Consider the following 16,203-nt stretch of genomic DNA (forward strand, 5'->3'; position numbering starts at 1 on the left):
GCCCGCCCGAGCCGGCCTTCCGGGGCGTCGGTTCAGCGTGGCGGCTCGGTGCCCGTCACCCGCGCGACCAGATCGGTCCAGCCGGCCTCCAGCCGCTCCAAGGGCATGCCGCGCTGCTTGGTCAGGTGGTGGATGACCGCGGGGTCGAGATAGCTCATGAGGGCCTGCGCCAGCAGCTCGCAGTCGGCGTCCGGCACGATCTGCCGCAGCAGCATCGTGACGTGCATGGTGAGGGCCCCGGCCGAGGGGTGGACGTAACGGCGGGCCGGGTCGGGCTGGGCGGCCAGCTGAAGGTCCAGTTGCTCGGCCGACCGGTAGAGCAGGGCCACGCCGAACGCCCGCAGCCGATCCAGGGGCGGCGCCCCGGGGCCCAGCGGCGGCGGCCCGCCGAGGAAGTCGGCCTGCAGCCTGCGCGCCGAGTGGTCCAGCAGTGCCATCAGCAGTCCGGTCCGGTCGCCGAAGCGGCGGAAGACCGTCCCCTTGCCCACGTTGGCCGCGGTGGCCACCGCCTCCATCGTCACCCCGGCCGCACCGTGCTCTGCGATCAGCCGAGTGGCGGCCTCCAGCAGCCGGGCGCGGTTGCGCGCGGCGTCGGCGCGCAGGCACGGCTCGTCGTCGGCGGTGCTCAGCTGCAGCAGTTCGGGCTCGCCGACCGGCTCCTGGGGCCGGGGAAAGGGCGGCAGGGTGGCGGACATGAAGACAGCGTAAAGCATCGGGAACAAAACTGGACCGCGGTCCGGTTAAGGTGCTACACAATAAACGGACCTCGGTCCGGATCGTAACGGCAATGTTTCAGCCCCCCATTTGGAGTCCCCCATGTCTGTCCGCATCCTCGCGCTCGTCGGCAGCCTTCGCGCCGGTTCGCACAACCGTCAGCTCGCCGAGGCGGCCGCCAGGTTCGCGCCCGAGGGCGCGGACGTCGAGATCTTCGAGGGCCTGGCCGAGATCCCGTTCTACAACGAGGACATCGACGTCGAGGGCAGCGTCCCGGCCGCCGCCGCCAAGCTGCGTGAGGCCGCCCAGGCCGCCGACGCGTTCCTGTTCTTCTCCCCCGAGTACAACGGCACCATCCCGGCCGTCCTGAAGAACGCCATCGACTGGCTGTCCCGCCCCTTCGGCGCCGGCGCCTTCGCCGGAAAGCCGGTCGCCGTGGTCGGCACCGCCTACGGCCAGTACGGCGGCGTGTGGGCGCAGGACGAGACCCGCAAGGCCGTGGGCATCGCCGGCGGCAAGGTGCTCGAGGACGTCAAGCTCTCCATCCCCGGCTCCGTGGTCCGCTTCGCCGAGACCCACCCGGCCGACGACGCCGAGGTCGCCGCGCAGCTGACCGAGGTGGTCGCGCGCCTGCACGGCCACGCGGGCGAGGCCGTCGCCGCCTGATCCACGACCGCACAGGCCCGAAAGGGGCCGGGGCCAAGGGCCCTGGCCCCTTTCGCATGCCGCGCCCGCCCCTCCACGGCTCACGCCACCGCCGTCGGCGCCAGCTCGCGCAGTTCCGCCAGCGCGGCGGCGACCGCGGGTCGCTCCCGGCCGCCCCGCCGGGTGCAGGTGAGCAGCTTGCGGTGCGGGTTGCCGGTGCAGCGGACCCGGGCGATCGGCAGGTGCGGGGTCAGCTGGGCCAGCCGTGGGATCAGTGCGACGCCGAGCCGGTTGGCGACCAGATGGGCGGTGACGTTCCAGTCCAGGGCGTGGTGGACGATGCCGGGGCTGAAGCCGGCCTCGCCGCACGCCGACATCACGTGCGGGCGGCACGGGCTGTCCGCGACCGGCGCGATCCAGTCCTCGTGCGCCGCGTCGGAGAGACCGACCCGCTCGCGCCCGGCGAGTGGATGGTCCGCGGGGACGACGAGGTCGAACGGGTCGTCCAGGAGCGGCTGCTGGTCGAAGCGGGCGTCGCTGAGCGGCGGGTTCTGCGGGGTGGCCTCGACGACGGCCAGGTCGGTCTCCCCCTCGAAGAGCAGGTCGAAGCTCTCGTTCACCCCCGCCTCCCGGATGCGGACCGACAGCCGGGGATGCCGCTTCTGAAGCCGTACGGCCATCGGGGCCAGCAGTACGGAGACGGCCACCGGGAACCCGCTCACGCGGAGCGGTCCGGCGGGGGCGTGTTCGGCGCGCAGGTCCAGCTCGGCCTGCTCCCAGCGGGCCTGGATGGCGTCCGCGTGCGCGAGCAGGCTCTCGGCGGCCGGGGTGAGCCGCACCCCGCGCCCCTGCGGTTCGAGCAGGTCGACGCCCAGGTCGCGGGCGAGCTGGCGGATCTGCTGGGAGGCCGCCGACGTGGTGAAGTGCAGCGCGCGGGCGGCCGCGGTGACCGTGCCGTAGTGGGCGACGGCCCGCAGGACGTGCAGTCGGCGCAGGTCAATCATGAAGCCCAGGCTTCAAGGTGGGGTCCACAAAGTCAACCTGGACGTGAATGGACACCGGGCCGCACCCTGGCTGTGTCGCGACGGTCAATCAGTCGAAACGTTCGAGGAGTTGCCATGATCAGCACGGATGGCGGCAGCTGCCCGCACTGCGGCTGGCCCGACGGCGCCGAGCCCTTCCAGGTGGTCTCGGGGCACAGCACCGCCGCGGGCCGCACGGTGTGGACCCGCTGCGGCTGCGGCTCGCTGCAGGTCCGGGTGGAGGACGGCCGCGGGATGCGCGTCGTCTCGCGCAGCCGTCCCCCGGAGCCTCAGTCGAGCTGGGCCAGCCGCTGAACCACCGGCGCCGCGAAGCTCTCGATCCACGCCGCCGGCTCCCCGAGACGCGGCGCCAGGATCACGGTGTCGAGGCCGAGTCCGGCGTAACCGTCGATGTCCCGCAGGAAGGCGTCGAGGTCCGCGTCGGTCACGGACTCGCCCGTGCAGGCGATCGTCTTGCGGATCCGGTCGTAGTCGCGGCCCACGGCGTCGCAGTGCCGGCGCAGCACGTCCAGCTTGTGCTTGGCCTCGTCGGCGGAGGAGGGGATGATGTTGCAGGCGTCCGCGTACTGGGCGACCAGGCGCAGCGTCTTCTTCTCGCCTCCCCCGCCGATCATGATCTCGGGGTGGGGGTCACTGACCGGCGCCGGGACGCACAGGGTCTCGGCCAGCCGGTAGTGCTTGCCTTCGAAGGGGCCGTTCGCCTCCGGGTCCCACATCTGCCGGCAGATCCGCAGGGTCTCCTCCAGCCGCTCGAAGCGCTCCGCGAGCGGCGGGTAGGGCACGCCGAGCCCCTCGTGCTCGCGGTCGTACCAGGCCGCGCCTATGCCGAGGGTGGCCCGGCCGCCGGACAGCACGTCGAGCGAAGTGACGATCTTGGCGAGGAGTCCCGGGTGCCGGTAGGTCACACCGGTGACCAGCGCGCCCAGCCGGACGGTGGAGGTGTGGCCCGCGAGGTAGCCGAGGGTCGTGTAGGCCTCCAGCATCGGCCCCTCGGCGCCGCCGTTGAACTCCATCTGGAAGTAGTGGTCCATGACCGACAGCCAGTTGACCCCCGCCGCCTCGGCCGCCGCCCCCGTGGCGGCGAGTTCGGCGCCGAGCGCGGGCCCTCCTCCGCCGTGGTCGAACCGGTTGATGTGTACGCCCACCCTCATGCCCGTCTCCGTCCACCCGGACCGTCGCCGTCTCCGGCACCGTCCTTGGTGACGCTAGATCTTGGAGCGCTCTCCAAGTCAAGCGCCGACGGCGTCCACCGCGGCGCCTTGGGCGAGATCGGTCACTGCAGCGCGAACGACGCCCGGTGCCGCCATTCCGTACCGCTGTGGACCACGAGGTCGACCGTGGGGACGCGTGCCGTGAAGGGGAGGCACGGGCGGAGGCCGGCCTCGATCTCGTCCAGTACCGCCTCTTCCTGTCCCTGGGCGACGGTCAGATGGGGGTGGGGGTCGTACTTGCCGCCGTACGGCGGGGCCTCCGGCCACCGTTCGACGACCGCCTGGGTGAGCCGACGGAACGGGGCGCCCGGGACGGGCGCGAGGTAGAGCACCCCGGGAAACCGTCCGCACTCCTCGAACCGTACGTCGAAGGACCGGTGACGGGCGAAGATCTCGTCCAGGGCGGCGCAGGTCGAGGCGTCGACGACGGAGGCCGGCAGGAAGGGAAAGAGCACGGTGACATGGGCCGGGACGCCGGCCCGGGCTGCGGGGTCGAAACGCTTGCGCCAGGTCCCGACCGAGGGTTCGGCCTCCGGTACGGGGACCACGAGCGCCGTCTGTCCCGAGGCGAAGCGCCCGGATTCGTCGTCTGCCATGCCTCGGGTCTATCAGCCGGACCCCGCCGCTCGCGACGCAACACAGCCTGCGCACGCGTGATACAGCTTGCGCACGCTTAATACATGCGGTCGCCGACAATTTCGCCGTTGGCCTATCCTGGAAAAGACCCACTTCGGGACGGAGGACTCAGGCCCATGACCGCGACCGACCCGGCACTCACCGCCCTCGCCCAGGGCTGGTGCGCCCTGTCGCTGCTGCACGGCAGGATCGAGGCGCACATCGAGCGCGCCCTCCAGTCCGAGCACGATCTGAGCGTGCGCGAGTACTCACTGCTGGACGTCCTGAGCCGCCAGCACGACGGAGAGGGCGGGCACCTGCAGATGAAGCAGGTCGCCGACGCGGTCGTGCTCAGCCAGAGCGCCACGACGCGCCTGGTCACGCGCCTGGAGGACCGCGGCCTGCTGAGCCGGTACCTGTGCCCCACCGACCGGCGCGGCATCTACACCAACGTCTCCGAGGCCGGCCTGAAGCTGCTGGAGGAGGCCCGCCCGACCAACGAGTCGGCCCTGCGCGAGGCCCTGGACGAGGCCGCGCGGAATCCGGAGCTCGCCCCGCTGGTGAGGGCGGTCGAGACGCTGCGCGTGCCTGCCTGACACCGAGCCGCCGTCCGACACGGACACTCCCGCCCTCCCGGCCCTCGCGAGCACATCGCCGCGGGGGCCTTCCAGCGCCCGAATACTTGCAGACACGTGATACCCGCCTCAGCCATTCACTGCGCTTGCATTTATCCCGCGTCTGCAACTATTGTCGACGCTCGTAAGCGTTACACGCAATCGCTTGGAAGGTACCTCCCATGCCTCTCGCCCTCCTGGCCCTGGCCATAGGGGCCTTCGGGATCGGCACCACGGAATTCGTGATCATGGGCGTGCTGCCCGAGGTCGCGGGCGACTTCGGCGTCTCCATCCCCACCGCCGGCTGGCTCGTCTCCGGCTACGCCCTGGGCGTCGTCCTCGGCGCACCCCTGCTGACGGTCCTGGGCACCAAGGTCTCCCGCAAGAAGATGCTCATGTTCCTCATGGGCCTGTTCGTGGTGGGCAACGCCCTGTCCGCCCTCGCCCCCAGCTTCGGCATCATGCTGATCGGCCGCATCGTCGCCTCCCTCGCGCACGGCGCGTTCTTCGGCATCGGGTCCGTGGTCGCGGCCAATCTGGTCGCGCCCGAGAAGAAGGCGTCCGCCATCTCCCTGATGTTCACGGGCCTGACCGTCGCCAACATCGTGGGCGTCCCGCTGGGCACCTACATCGGCCAGGCCGCCGGCTGGCGGGTCACCTTCGCCGGCGTCGCCTCGCTCGGCATCGTGGGCCTGCTCGGCGTGGCGAAGCTCGTGCCCGAGACGGGCAGGCCCGAATCCGCCGACATCCGCGTCGAGTTCGCCGCCTTCCGCAACGTCCAGGTCTGGCTCGCGATGGCGATGACCGTCCTCGGCTACGGCGGCGTCTTCGCGGCCATCACCTACATCACGCCGATGATGACCGAGGTCGCCGGCTACTCGGCCGGCGCCGTCACCTGGCTGCTGGTGCTGTTCGGGACCGGGATGTTCCTGGGCAACCTGGTCGGCGGCCGGTTCGCCGACCGCGCCCTGATGCCCATGCTGTTCACCACCCTCGGGGCGCTGTCCCTGGCACTGCTGCTGTTCACCGCGACCGCCCACAACAAGGTGCTCGCCGCCGTCACGCTGACGCTGATCGGGGCACTGGGCTTCGCGACGGTCCCCCCGTTGCAGAAGTGGGTGCTCGACCAGGCCGCCGCCGCGCCCACCCTGGCGTCCGCCGCCAACATCGGCGCCTTCAACCTCGGCAACGCACTGGCCGCCTGGCTGGGCGGCGTCGTCATCGCGGCAGGGCTGGGCTACACGTCACCGAACTGGATCGGCGCCCTCCTGTCCGGCACCGCGCTGCTCCTGTCCTTCCTGGCGGCCTCCCTCGACCGCCGCACCCGGACCGGCGGACGGGTCGTGGCCGAGTCCGCCCCGGCCGAGCAGGTCCCGGCCGCCGCACAGCACCGATCCACGACCTCGTAAGGAACCGGCCGTCATGACCCCCACCGTCCCCACCGTCACCCTCAACAACGGCGTCGAGATCCCGCAGATCGGCTTCGGTGTCTTCCAGGTCCCCGACGCCGAGACCACCGCAGCGGTGAGCGCCGCACTGGAGGCCGGCTACCGCAGCATCGACACCGCCGCCGTCTACGGCAACGAGGCCGGCGTCGGCGCCGCCCTCGCCTTCTCCGGTCTCGCCCGCGAGGAGCTGTTCGTCACCACCAAGCTGTGGAACGCCGACCAGGGGTACGACGCCACCCTCCGCGCCTTCGACGCGAGCCTGGCACGGCTGGGCCTGGACCACGTCGACCTGTACCTCGTCCACTGGCCCACCCCGGCCCGCGACCTGTACCGGAAGTCCTGGCGGGCGATCGAGAAGCTGGCGGCCGACGGGCGGATCCGCGCCGCCGGTGTCTCCAACTTCCAGCCCGCCCATCTGCGCCGGCTGCTGGAGGACTCGGCACTGGTGCCGGCCGTCAACCAGATCGAGCTGCACCCCGGCCTCCAGCAGCGTGAACTGCGCTCCCTGCACGCCGAGTCGGGCATCGTCACGGAGGCATGGAGCCCGCTGGCCCAGGGCGCGGTGCTGGGCGAGTCCACGCTGACGGAGATCGCCGAGCGGCACGGCAGGTCGCCCGCGCAGGTGGTGCTGCGCTGGCACCTTCAGCTCGGCAACGTCGTGATCCCGAAGTCCGTCACGCCCGCCCGGATCCGCGAGAACATCGACGTCTTCGACTTCGTCCTCGGCGACGAGGAGATGTCCGCGATCGCCGCTTTGGACCGCGGCCTGCGCACCGGCCCGGACCCCGACACCCTCAACTGACCCCGAACAGCCTCCCGTTCGGGCCTCACTGCGCCCACTTCGGCGTCCACGTGTCCCGGTCCCCGTCCGGGGAGCCGAGGTGGGCGCGCAGTGCGCCCAGGGCCGGGTGCGGATTGTCGCCGCGCCAGTCATGGTCGTGGAGTTCGGCCTGATCACCTGCTGCGGCGTGTTCGGTCCGGTGTACGCGACCTACCGGCTGGAGCACACGAAGGCGGACCGGGTGGCCCGTACGCTCTCGGCGTGGTCGGTCACCAGCAAGTGGACGACCGCGGCCCTGACCGCGGTGTGGGGCGTGTTGGCCGGCCTGGCCGGCGTCCGCACCGCGATCGCACTCGCCGGTCTGCTCATTCTGGCCACCCCGCTGGCCCTCCCCCGCCGCGACCGGGCGCCGCAGGCCGTCCCGGAACCCGCGCCGTCCTCGGCGACGTAGCCCGGCCGTCCGCGGGCGGCCGTCTGTGGCCTTGCGGGGACGAGGAGTTGGCGCCCGGCGGCCTGGGCAAGGTGTGGAAGGACCCACTGCGACGAGGAGGACGGGAGCCGCGATCCGGCTTCCGCCGGCGAAACGGAGATCCTTCGTGACGACGAACCACGCGGACCGACGGACCACACACACGGCGGCCGGACCGGCGGCGGACCTGTCGTCCGACCGGCTCGAGCGCCTCGACGACGAGATCATCGCGCTCCTCGCCCGCCGCCGCGCCATGGCCCTCGAACTCCCCGCCCCGGCCGGCGCCCGTGCCGCCGATCCGGACTTCGCCGAGGCCGTCCGCGGCACGACGGGCCGCTACCGCAGGGAACTCGGCGGTGCGGGCGAACTCGTCGCCCGCGCGGTCATGGTGCTGTGCGACCCCCGCCGGGAACCCTCGGCCGTCCCGGTCCGGGAGTCCTGACCACCGTGCCTCAGGCGAAGCCCACGTCCGCCCCGGCGTGGGCTTCTTCACGGTGGCTCGCGATGCGCAGCCGGGCGGTGCCGCCGGCCTCGGGACCGCCGCAGGCGAGGAGCCGCTCCCCGCAGAAGGCGGGCTTGTTCAGGCGGTAGGACACGCTGCGGACCTGCCGTCCGGGCTGCTGCCGGCGTACCAGCTCCAGCATCGCGAGGACCAGCAGCGGGCCGTGCACGACCAGGCCGGGGTAGCCCTCGACGCCGGTCGTGTACGGGGCGTCGTAGTGAATGCGATGCGCGTTCGCGGTCAGGGCGCTGAAGCGGAACAGCAGGGCCGGGTCCGTGCGCCATTCCCGCTGCCAGGGGGAGGTGTCGTCGCGCGGACGGCTCTCGGTGTCCAGGGCCGGCGCGGCCGGGCCCGGCGCTGGGCCGCCACTGCGGTACACCAGGTCCTGTTCCTCGGTCACGCACAGGCGGCCGCCCTGGCGGAACTCGCTGCGTACGGTGACGAAGAGCAGGTCGCCGCTGCGCCCCCGCTTCGGCGCCACCCGGCTCACCCGGCTGTGCTGCTCCGCCGGCCGTCCTGCGGTGAGGGGCGCGGTCACCTCCAGCCGCCCGCCCGCGAACATCCTGCGCCGCTGCGGCAGCGGCGGCAGGAAGTGGCTGTCCCGGAGGTGCCCGTCGACGCCGAGATCCGAGTGCCGGGGCCAGGACAGGAAGTGCAGCCAGTGCCACAGCGGCGGCAGCGGATCGCCGTCGACCGCGGCGGGGGCGGGCAGATCCAGTACAGCCGAGAGGGCCGCCGTCGGGCCGGGGTCCAGGGCGTCGGCCGCCCGGACGTCGTCGGGGCGCCAGGTACGGGCGGTCGCTTCGAGCGCGGCGAAGTCGGCGGGTGCGGATTCGGCGGGTGCGGATTCGGAACGGGGCAACGGAACTCCCGGGGCGTGCCGGACCAGGGCCACATTGTTGCGTACAAATGGTGCGTACAAATCCCCGGCATTGTGCGGACGTTGGGCGGGATGGTCAAGGCGGGTGCGGCGCGGCCCTGGTGGTCAAGACCCTGGTGGCAGGAATGCGCCGCCATTGACAGGCTCTTCCATTTGGCCGTACAAATCGAGGCACAGGACCTTCCGCCGTACGAACAGCAGGCAACGAACCCCCGGGGGACCCGTTGACAGCCGCCCGTGCCCTCGCCCAGTGGGCCCACGGCCATCGCGCCGCGCCGGACGACCTGGCGCTCGCCGAGCGGGCCCTGGCCGACACCGTCGCCGTCGCGCTGGCGGCCCGCGCGCACCCGCTCCGCTCGATCGCCGCTTCCCTGCCGGACGCGGCCCGGTGGGCGGCCATGGCGCACGTGCTCGACTTCGACGACCTGCACACCGACACCACCACCCACATCTCCGTGGTCACCGTCCCGGCGGTGCTCGCGTCCGGCGGTGACGCTCGCGCGTATCTCGCCGGCGCGGGCGTCATGGCCCGGCTCGGGACGATGCTCGGCTGGAGTCACTACGCGGCGGGCTGGCACGCGACGTGCACCGCGGGCGCCCCGGCCGCCGCCGTCGCGGCCGGGACGGCCCTCGGGCTCGACGTGGACGGCCTCGCCACCGCGATGGCACTCGCCGTCCCGGCCGCCGGTGGCGGGCAGGAGGCGTTCGGGACGCACGGCAAGGCGCTCCAGGTCGGCTTCGCGGCCGAGGCGGGCGTACGGGCCGCCCGGCTGGCGCGGGCGGGCGCCACCGCGGAACCCCGGGTGCTGGACGCCTGGCTGGAGCGGGTCGGCGGCAAGCCCGCGGCGGACTTCCCGGCCGCCCCGGCCGTCCCCGGGGGCCTGGCCGTCAAGCTCTTCCCCTGCTGCTACGCCATGCAGCGGCCGATCGCCGCCCTGCGCGAGGTGCGCGAGCAGGTGCGCGGCGAGGTCACCGCCGTCCACGTGGCCACGCCCGCAGGGACGGTCCATCCGCTGATCCACGACCGGCCGGCGACCGGCCTGGAGGGCAAGTTCTCGCTGCCGTACGCGGTGGCCGCCGCGCTGCTCGACGACTACCCCGGCTTCGGCAGCTTCACGGACGAGGCCGTACGGCGGCCCGAGGCACGGGAGTTGATCGAGCGCGTCCACGTCGAGCGGCTGCCCGGTGAGACGAGCACCCTGCTCGACGGCCACGTGACCCTGCGCGTCGGCCTCGCGGGCGGCGGCGAGGTGCGCACCGAGCTCACCCTGCCGCCCGGCGCCCCTCAACGCCGGCCGTCCGAGGGTGACTTGCGCGCCAAGGCCGTCGCCTGCGGTGCGGACGTACCGGCACTGCTGGACGGGCTGACATGGTCCGGCGCGGCCCAAGTGCTGCGCACCCATTTCCCTTACCAGGGCCAGGAGGCATGACAGTGCACGAACTCCCCCTGTCCGGCATCACGGTGGTCAGCCTGGAACAGGCCGTGGCCGCCCCGTACGCCACGCGCCAGCTCGCCGACCTCGGCGCCCGCGTCATCAAGCTGGAGCGGCCCGGCGAGGGGGACTTCGCGCGCCGCTACGACACGACGGTGCACGGCCACTCCAGCTATTTCGTCTGGCTCAACCGGTCGAAAGAGTCCCTCACCCTGGACGTCAAGGACCCGCGCGGCAAGGAGGTTCTGCACCAACTCCTCGACGGCGCCGACGTGTTCGTGCAGAACCTTGCGCCCGGAGCCGCCGGCCGCCTGGGCCTCGGCGTCGACGCGCTCGCCGAGCGATACCCGCGGCTGATCCCGTGCACGATCTCCGGCTACGGCACGACCGGTCCATGGGCGGACCGCAAGTCCTACGACCTGCTGGTGCAGTGCCAGACCGGCCTGGTCTCCCTGACCGGCACCGCGGAGGAGCCCGCCCGGGTCGGTATCTCGGTGGCGGACATCGCGGCCGGGATGTACGCCTACACGGGCGTCCTGACCGCCCTGTACACGCGGGCCACCACCGGCCGGATCCACCCCGTCGAAGTGTCCCTGTTCGAGGCGCTCGCTGAGTGGATGGGCCAGCCCGCCAACTACACGCGCTACGGCGGCAGTCAGCCCACCCGGATCGGCACCCAGCACCCGACCATCGCGCCGTACGGAGCCTTCACGGCGGCCGACGGCAAGCAGGTGCTGTTCTCCATCCAGAACGAGCGCGAATGGGCCCGTCTGTGCGCGGACTTCCTGCGGCAACCGGCGCTCACGGACGATCCGCGCTTCGCCACGGGCTCCGACCGGGTCGCGCACCGCGACGAGCTCAACGCGATCGTCGCCGAGCGCTTCGCCCGCTCCGACGCCGAGGAGATCCTCAAGGACCTGGAGGAGACCGGGATCGCCTGCGCCGGGGTCAACGACGTCGCCGAGTTCCTGGACCACCCGGTGCTGGCCGCCCGCGAGCGCTGGCAGGATGTCGCCGTGCCCGGCGCGACCGTGCAGGCGCTGCGCCCGCCGGCCGATCTCGCGGGGATGCCCGCGCGTATGGATCCCGTACCGGACGTCGGCGAGCACACGGACGCGATCCTCACCGGCCTCGGCCTGTCCCCCGAAGCGATCGCGTCGCTGCGCGCCGACGCCGTCGTCTGACCCGACGACGGCCATCCGCCCCTGACGATCTGGAGATCCGCCCGATGAGCGTCCTGGACATCCTCTCCGACGACGAACGCCTCGTCGTGCGTACCGTTCGCGAGTTCGTCGACAAGGACGTCAAGCCCGTCGTCCAGGAGCTGGAGCACGCCGACACCTACCCGGAGCACCTCATCGAGCGGATGAAGGAACTCGGCGTCTACGGCCTGGCGATCCCCGAGGAGTACGGCGGCAACCCGGTCTCCACACCCTGCTTCGTCCTGGTCACCGAGGAACTCGCGCGCGGCTGGATGAGCCTCGCGGGTGCGATGGGCGGCCACACCGTCGTGGCCAAACTCCTGCTCCTGTACGGAACGGAGGAGCAGAAGCGGCGCCATCTGCCGAAGCTGGCGACCGGCGAGGTCCGCGCGACGATGGCGCTCACCGAGCCCGGCGGCGGTTCCGACCTCCAGGCGATCACGACCGTCGCGCGCCGCGAGGGCGGAGAGTACGTCGTCAACGGCGCGAAGACCTGGATCACCAACTCCCGCCGCGCGGGCCTGATCGCGCTGCTGTGCAAGACCGACCCGGCCGCCGAGCCGCGCCACCGGGGCATCTCCGTCCTGCTGACGGAGCACGGTCCCGGCCTGGTGGTCTCCCGCGACCTGCCCAAGCTCGGCTACAAGGGCGTCGAGAGCTGCGAGTTGTCCTTCGAGGACCACCGCGTACCGGTCGAGGCGCTGCTGGGCGGCGAGGAGGGGCACGGCTTCGGCCAGATGATGAAGGGGCTGGAGACGGGGCGGCTCCAGGTCGCCGCCCGGGCGCTCGGCGTGGGACGGGCGGCACTGGAGGACTCGCTGCGCTACGCCCAGGAGCGCGAGTCGTTCGGCAAGCCCATCTGGCGCCACCAGTCCGTCGGCAACTACCTGGCCGACATGGCGACCAAGCTCACGGCCGCCCGCCAGCTCACCCTGTACGCGGCGGGTGCGGCCGACGCCGGGCGCCGGGTCGACATGGAGGCGGGCATGGCGAAGCTGTTCGCCTCCGAGACGGCGATGGAGATCGCCCTCAACGCCGTGCGGATCCACGGCGGTTACGGCTACTCGACGGAGTTCGACGTGGAGCGCTACTTCCGCGACGCACCCCTGATGATCGTCGGTGAGGGCACGAACGAGATCCAACGGAACGTGATCGCGGCGCAGTTGGTGGCCAGAGGCGGTCTCGATGGCTGAGCAGGACGGTCGTGGGCACCGGGTGGGATGGTCTTGATGGCTGAGCAGCCGCAGCGGGAGAGCACGTACTTCCGGCTCGCGCGGGAACTGCGGGCGGCGATCCTGCGGCACGACTATCCCGACGGGGTCCGGCTGCCCACCGAGGCGGAGCTGGCCACGACGTACGGGGTGAGCCGGCAGACGGTGCGGCGGGCCTTCCAGGACCTGGTGGCCGAGGGACTGGTGTACCGGGTGCCGGGGCGGGGCACGTTCGCCACGCCCCGGGAGGAGCAGTACCTGCGGCAGTTCGGCTCGGTGGACGACCTGATGGGCCTGTCCATCGACACGCGCATGGACGTCGTGACGCCCCTGCACCGCAGGGTCGACGTCGACGCGGCGGGACGGCTCGGCCTGCACACCGACCGGGTGCACAAACTGGCCTTCCTGCGGCTGCACGACGACGTGGCGTTCTGCCACACGTCGGTGTGGCTGCCGCCCTCCGTCGGTCAACTGCTCGAGTCCGTGGAGGAGTTGACGATGCCGGGCACGCCTCACGACTTCACCGTCATCGGCCTGCTCGACCAGCGGCTGCCCGAGCCGATCGCCGAGGCCGAGCAGAGCATCACCGTGACCGAGGCGACGGCGGACATCGCCCAGCACCTCGGCTGCGAGCCGGGCCGCGCGCTGCTGCGCATCGACCGCGTCTACCAGACGGCCGCCGGTCAGCTCGTCGAGCTGGCCATCAGCCACTTCCTGCCCGAGCACTACTCCTACCGGGTGCGGCTGCGGCGCAGCGGCAGGTGAAGCGATACGGAGGCAATCCTCCGATCGGATGGTAGCCTCCGTATTGACCGATCCCCTCCCCTGACGGGAGCACCCTCCGATGACGGCACCCCAGTCACCCGCAGACCCGACCACCACGCCGCCGGGAGGCACGGCCCGGCTCGCGGGACGCACGGTCGCCCGTATCGGCTTCGGCGTGATGCAGCTGCACTACGCGACGGCCGGACGCGACGCCGCACTCGGCCTGCTGCGCGAGGCGGTGGACCTCGGCGTCAACCACCTGGACACCGCACACTTCTACGGCCCCTGCAACGAGCTCGTGCGCACCGCGCTGGCTCCCTACCCCGACGACCTGGTGCTGGCCGGCAAGGTCGGGGCCGACGACCCCGGCGGCAAGCTGGTCGCCGCCCAGCGCCCCGAACAGCTCCGCGCCCAGGTCGAGGCCAATCTCTCCGTGCTGGGCGTGGAGCGCCTGGACGTGGTGAACCTGCGGCGCGCCGACGCGCCGCCCGGCCTGATCGCCGAGGGGGACCAGAAGGTCGACCTCGACAGCCAGCTCGCCGAACTGTCCGCGCTGCGCGACGCGGGCAAGATCGGCGGCATCGGGCTGAGCAATGTCTCCGCCGACCAGCTCCGGCAGGCCCTGCCGGCCGGCATCGTGTGTGTGCAGAACGACTACAGCGTGCTGGAGCGGGCCACCGAGCCGGTGCTCGCGCTGTGCCGGGAGCACGGCATCGCGTGGGTGCCGTTCTTCCCGCTCGGTTCACGGTTCCCGGGCCGGCCGAAGGTGACCGGGCACCCCGAAGTCGTCGCCGTGGCCGAGGAGTTGAGCTGCACACCGGCTCAGGTCGCGCTCGCCTGGCTGCTGGCGGTCTACGACCGCACCCTGCTGATCGCGGGGACCGCCGACCCGGTCCATCTGCGGGAGAACATCGCGGCGGGAAGCATCCGGCTGTCACCGCAGGCCGTCGCCCGGCTGAACCGGGTCTGAGCACCGGGACGCGCCCGGCCCGGCCCCGCGGTTCACCAGGGCAACGGGCCGTTGACGTCGAAGAAGCCGCCGGTCGGGCCGTCGGCGGCGACCTGCGCCATGCGCACGATGATCTCGGCGCCCTCCTCGACGGTCTGGATGCCCGTGTTGCCGTTCAGGTCCGTCTTGGTGAAGCCGGGCTCTACGGCGTTGATCCGCATCGCCGGGAACGCCTTCGCGTACTGCACGGTAAGCATGTTGACCGCGGTCTTGGACGTCGGGTAGGCGATGCCCGGGTAGAAGTGCGCGGGGTGGTCGGGGTCGGAGAGGTGGGCCAGGGAGGCCAGGCCGCTGCTGACGTTGACCACGACCGGCGCGGCCGAGCGCCGCAGCAGGGGCAGGAAGGCGTGCAGGACGCGGACGACGCCGAAGACGTTCGTCTCGAAGGTGTTGCGCATCTGGTCGGCGGTCACGGTCTCGGCGGTGGGCACGGCGTTGCCCTCGACCCTGGTCTCGATACCGGCGTTGTTGATCAGCACGTCGAGTCCGCCGTCGGCCTCGACGGCCTTGGCCGCCGCGTCGACCGTGGCGTCGTCGGTGACGTCGAGCAGGACGAACCGCGCGCCCAGCCGCTCCGCGGCCCGGCGTCCGCGCTCGGCGTCGCGGGCGCCCACGTAGACGGTGTGGCCTGCGGCGACGAGCCGGCGGGCGGTCTCGTAGCCGATGCCCTTGTTGGCTCCGGTGATCAGTGTTGTCGTCATGCGTCCAGCCTGCTGCGCGGTGGCACGATCAGCCAGGAGACCCTTCTTCCTGGGACTGCGGGTACCAGGCACGGGCCCGGCCCGCGGTGTTCACTGGGGGACATGGCGGCTACGGAACTCGGCAAGGCGCTCCGGCGCTGGCGCGACCGCGTCTCCCCGGAGGCGGCGGGGCTGCCCGTGGGCGGTCACCGGCGCGCGGCCGGGCTGCGGCGCGAGGAGCTGGCCCTGCTGGCCGGGATCTCGGTCGACTACATCACGCGTCTGGAACAGGGCCGGGCGGCCAACCCCTCCGGGCAGATCGTCGAGGCGCTGGCGCGGGCGCTGCGGCTGTCGGGGGACGAGCGGGCGTATCTGTACGGGCTGGCGGAGCTGGTGCCGCCGGGTCCTGAGGTGGTGCCGCAGTACATCACGCCCAGTGTGCAGCGTCTGCTGGACCGGCTGGTGGGCACGCCCGTCGCGGTCTCCGACGCGGCCATGACGCTGCTGCTGGCCAACCCCATGTACGCGGCGCTGATGGGCGACTTCTCCGGCCTGCGCGGCTTCGAGCGCAACGGCGTGTGGCGCAACTTCCTGGACCGGCCGACCCGGGCGCGGCACACCCCGGAGGAACGGCGTGCCTTCCTGTCCGGCATGGTCGCCGAACTGCGGGCGACCGCCGTCCGCTACCCGGCCGACCGGCAACTGCGGCGCATGATCGCGGAGTTGCGGGCGCAGAGCGAGCGGTTCGCGGAGCTGTGGGACGCGGGGGTCGTGGGCCGGCTCGAGGCCTCCCGCAAGACGATCGAGCACCCGCAGGTGGGGCTGGTCACGCTGGACTGCGACCTGCTGCGGGTGGAGGAGAACGACCTGCACATCCTGGTCTACTCGGCCGAGCCGGGCACCGAGGCCGCCGAGAAACTGGAACTGATCTCGGTCCTCGGCACCCAGAGCCTGGTCGACGGGAACTAGCGCGGGATCGGC

The 16,203-nt window shown here is 72.3% G+C and carries 18 protein-coding genes and 1 pseudogene; 13 read left to right on the forward strand and 6 right to left on the reverse strand.

Features of this window, described 5'->3' with window-relative positions:
* Positions 1–32 precede the first annotated feature (32 nt).
* Positions 33–713, reverse strand: coding sequence for a TetR/AcrR family transcriptional regulator (locus ACIBN2_RS17620; RefSeq protein WP_399135358.1), 681 nt, complete (start codon positions 711–713; stop codon positions 33–35).
* 103 nt (positions 714–816) lie between these two features.
* Here ACIBN2_RS17620 and ACIBN2_RS17625 point away from each other — a divergent pair, with 103 nt between their 5' ends.
* Positions 817–1,380, forward strand: a complete 564-nt coding sequence (locus ACIBN2_RS17625; protein WP_399135359.1) for an NAD(P)H-dependent oxidoreductase — start codon at positions 817–819, stop codon at positions 1,378–1,380.
* An 80-nt stretch (positions 1,381–1,460) separates the two neighbouring features.
* Here ACIBN2_RS17625 and ACIBN2_RS17630 read toward each other — a convergent pair whose 3' ends face one another.
* Positions 1,461–2,363, reverse strand: a complete 903-nt coding sequence (locus tag ACIBN2_RS17630) for a LysR family transcriptional regulator (RefSeq protein WP_399135360.1) — start codon at positions 2,361–2,363, stop codon at positions 1,461–1,463.
* A 114-nt stretch (positions 2,364–2,477) separates the two neighbouring features.
* Between ACIBN2_RS17630 and ACIBN2_RS17635 the strand changes: the two genes are divergently transcribed.
* Positions 2,478–2,696 (forward strand): hypothetical protein, encoded by a 219-nt coding sequence (locus ACIBN2_RS17635; RefSeq protein WP_399135361.1) that lies wholly within the window; start codon positions 2,478–2,480, stop codon positions 2,694–2,696.
* Here the strand turns inward: ACIBN2_RS17635 and ACIBN2_RS17640 are convergent.
* Complete coding sequence (locus ACIBN2_RS17640) at positions 2,672–3,553, reverse strand: LLM class F420-dependent oxidoreductase (protein WP_399135362.1); 882 nt, start codon at positions 3,551–3,553, stop codon at positions 2,672–2,674. The two genes, ACIBN2_RS17635 and ACIBN2_RS17640, sit on opposite strands and share 25 nt — an antisense overlap.
* A 122-nt stretch (positions 3,554–3,675) precedes the next feature.
* The gene (locus ACIBN2_RS17645) at positions 3,676–4,209 is read right to left on the reverse strand and encodes a 2'-5' RNA ligase family protein (RefSeq protein ID WP_399135363.1); all 534 of its coding nucleotides are present in this window, start codon (positions 4,207–4,209) and stop codon (positions 3,676–3,678) included.
* A gap of 156 nt (positions 4,210–4,365) precedes the next feature.
* Between ACIBN2_RS17645 and ACIBN2_RS17650 the strand changes: the two genes are divergently transcribed.
* The 5 genes and pseudogenes from ACIBN2_RS17650 (at position 4,366) to ACIBN2_RS17670 (ending at position 7,982) form a co-directional block, all read left to right on the forward strand.
* A complete protein-coding gene (locus ACIBN2_RS17650; protein ID WP_399135364.1) occupies positions 4,366–4,824 on the forward strand; it encodes a MarR family winged helix-turn-helix transcriptional regulator in 459 nt (152 codons plus the stop codon).
* Positions 4,825–5,024: 200 nt separating this feature from the next.
* Complete coding sequence (locus tag ACIBN2_RS17655; RefSeq protein WP_399135365.1) at positions 5,025–6,251, forward strand: MFS transporter; 1,227 nt, start codon at positions 5,025–5,027, stop codon at positions 6,249–6,251.
* A 13-nt stretch (positions 6,252–6,264) separates the two neighbouring features.
* A complete protein-coding gene (locus tag ACIBN2_RS17660; RefSeq protein ID WP_399135366.1) occupies positions 6,265–7,092 on the forward strand; it encodes an aldo/keto reductase in 828 nt (275 codons plus the stop codon).
* A 127-nt stretch (positions 7,093–7,219) separates the two neighbouring features.
* Positions 7,220–7,522, forward strand: a pseudogene (locus ACIBN2_RS17665) (MFS transporter); the annotation flags it as partial.
* Between the two features lie 145 nt (positions 7,523–7,667).
* Positions 7,668–7,982 (forward strand): hypothetical protein, encoded by a 315-nt coding sequence (locus ACIBN2_RS17670; RefSeq protein ID WP_399135367.1) that lies wholly within the window; start codon positions 7,668–7,670, stop codon positions 7,980–7,982.
* Between the two features lie 10 nt (positions 7,983–7,992).
* On the opposite strand, the gene ACIBN2_RS17675 is transcribed toward ACIBN2_RS17670, so the two are convergent.
* Complete coding sequence (locus ACIBN2_RS17675; RefSeq protein WP_399135368.1) at positions 7,993–8,904, reverse strand: hypothetical protein; 912 nt, start codon at positions 8,902–8,904, stop codon at positions 7,993–7,995.
* Between the two features lie 242 nt (positions 8,905–9,146).
* On the opposite strand from ACIBN2_RS17675, the gene ACIBN2_RS17680 reads away from it, so the two are divergent.
* The 5 genes from ACIBN2_RS17680 to ACIBN2_RS17700 all read left to right on the forward strand — a co-directional run bounded on the left by ACIBN2_RS17680 (position 9,147) and on the right by ACIBN2_RS17700 (position 14,503).
* Positions 9,147–10,352 carry an MmgE/PrpD family protein gene (locus tag ACIBN2_RS17680; protein WP_399135369.1) on the forward strand — a complete coding sequence of 402 codons (1,206 nt, stop codon included), beginning with the start codon at positions 9,147–9,149 and terminating at the stop codon, positions 10,350–10,352.
* A complete protein-coding gene (locus tag ACIBN2_RS17685; RefSeq protein WP_399135370.1) occupies positions 10,349–11,539 on the forward strand; it encodes a CaiB/BaiF CoA transferase family protein in 1,191 nt (396 codons plus the stop codon). The genes ACIBN2_RS17680 and ACIBN2_RS17685 overlap by 4 nt, the downstream gene beginning before the upstream one ends.
* Before the next feature lie 44 nt (positions 11,540–11,583).
* Positions 11,584–12,750: an acyl-CoA dehydrogenase family protein gene (locus ACIBN2_RS17690; protein WP_399135371.1), complete on the forward strand. Its 1,167-nt coding sequence runs from the start codon at positions 11,584–11,586 to the stop codon at positions 12,748–12,750.
* Between the two features lie 36 nt (positions 12,751–12,786).
* Positions 12,787–13,533 (forward strand): GntR family transcriptional regulator, encoded by a 747-nt coding sequence (locus tag ACIBN2_RS17695; protein ID WP_399135372.1) that lies wholly within the window; start codon positions 12,787–12,789, stop codon positions 13,531–13,533.
* A gap of 79 nt (positions 13,534–13,612) precedes the next feature.
* Positions 13,613–14,503: an aldo/keto reductase gene (locus ACIBN2_RS17700; RefSeq protein ID WP_399135373.1), complete on the forward strand. Its 891-nt coding sequence runs from the start codon at positions 13,613–13,615 to the stop codon at positions 14,501–14,503.
* A gap of 32 nt (positions 14,504–14,535) precedes the next feature.
* Here ACIBN2_RS17700 and ACIBN2_RS17705 read toward each other — a convergent pair whose 3' ends face one another.
* On the reverse strand, positions 14,536–15,243 hold the full coding sequence (locus tag ACIBN2_RS17705) for an SDR family NAD(P)-dependent oxidoreductase (protein ID WP_399135374.1): 708 nt from the start codon (positions 15,241–15,243) through the stop codon (positions 14,536–14,538).
* Between the two features lie 102 nt (positions 15,244–15,345).
* On the opposite strand from ACIBN2_RS17705, the gene ACIBN2_RS17710 reads away from it, so the two are divergent.
* Positions 15,346–16,191 (forward strand): helix-turn-helix transcriptional regulator, encoded by an 846-nt coding sequence (locus tag ACIBN2_RS17710; RefSeq protein WP_399135375.1) that lies wholly within the window; start codon positions 15,346–15,348, stop codon positions 16,189–16,191.
* Positions 16,192–16,203: the final 12 nt, after the last annotated feature.

Source organism: Streptomyces sp. NPDC050534 (genome assembly GCF_044457745.1).
GTDB lineage: Bacteria > Actinomycetota > Actinomycetes > Streptomycetales > Streptomycetaceae > Streptomyces.

Bases quoted from the DNA above. Each gene is read 5' to 3' on its own strand.
- ACIBN2_RS17625 (WP_399135359.1), top strand. From the start codon at position 817: ATGTCTGTCCGCATCCTCGCGCTCGTCGGCAGCCTTCGCGCCGGTTCG.
- ACIBN2_RS17635 (WP_399135361.1), top strand. From the start codon at position 2,478: ATGATCAGCACGGATGGCGGCAGCTGCCCGCACTGCGGCTGGCCCGAC.
- ACIBN2_RS17640 (WP_399135362.1), bottom strand. From the start codon at position 3,553: ATGAGGGTGGGCGTACACATCAACCGGTTCGACCACGGCGGAGGAGGG.
- ACIBN2_RS17710 (WP_399135375.1), top strand. From the start codon at position 15,346: ATGGCGGCTACGGAACTCGGCAAGGCGCTCCGGCGCTGGCGCGACCGC.
- ACIBN2_RS17650 (WP_399135364.1), top strand. From the start codon at position 4,366: ATGACCGCGACCGACCCGGCACTCACCGCCCTCGCCCAGGGCTGGTGC.
- ACIBN2_RS17660 (WP_399135366.1), top strand. From the start codon at position 6,265: ATGACCCCCACCGTCCCCACCGTCACCCTCAACAACGGCGTCGAGATC.
- ACIBN2_RS17645 (WP_399135363.1), bottom strand. From the start codon at position 4,209: ATGGCAGACGACGAATCCGGGCGCTTCGCCTCGGGACAGACGGCGCTC.
- ACIBN2_RS17630 (WP_399135360.1), bottom strand. From the start codon at position 2,363: ATGATTGACCTGCGCCGACTGCACGTCCTGCGGGCCGTCGCCCACTAC.
- ACIBN2_RS17685 (WP_399135370.1), top strand. From the start codon at position 10,349: ATGACAGTGCACGAACTCCCCCTGTCCGGCATCACGGTGGTCAGCCTG.
- ACIBN2_RS17690 (WP_399135371.1), top strand. From the start codon at position 11,584: ATGAGCGTCCTGGACATCCTCTCCGACGACGAACGCCTCGTCGTGCGT.
- ACIBN2_RS17695 (WP_399135372.1), top strand. From the start codon at position 12,787: ATGGCTGAGCAGCCGCAGCGGGAGAGCACGTACTTCCGGCTCGCGCGG.
- ACIBN2_RS17620 (WP_399135358.1), bottom strand. From the start codon at position 713: ATGCTTTACGCTGTCTTCATGTCCGCCACCCTGCCGCCCTTTCCCCGG.
- ACIBN2_RS17705 (WP_399135374.1), bottom strand. From the start codon at position 15,243: ATGACGACAACACTGATCACCGGAGCCAACAAGGGCATCGGCTACGAG.
- ACIBN2_RS17655 (WP_399135365.1), top strand. From the start codon at position 5,025: ATGCCTCTCGCCCTCCTGGCCCTGGCCATAGGGGCCTTCGGGATCGGC.
- ACIBN2_RS17700 (WP_399135373.1), top strand. From the start codon at position 13,613: ATGACGGCACCCCAGTCACCCGCAGACCCGACCACCACGCCGCCGGGA.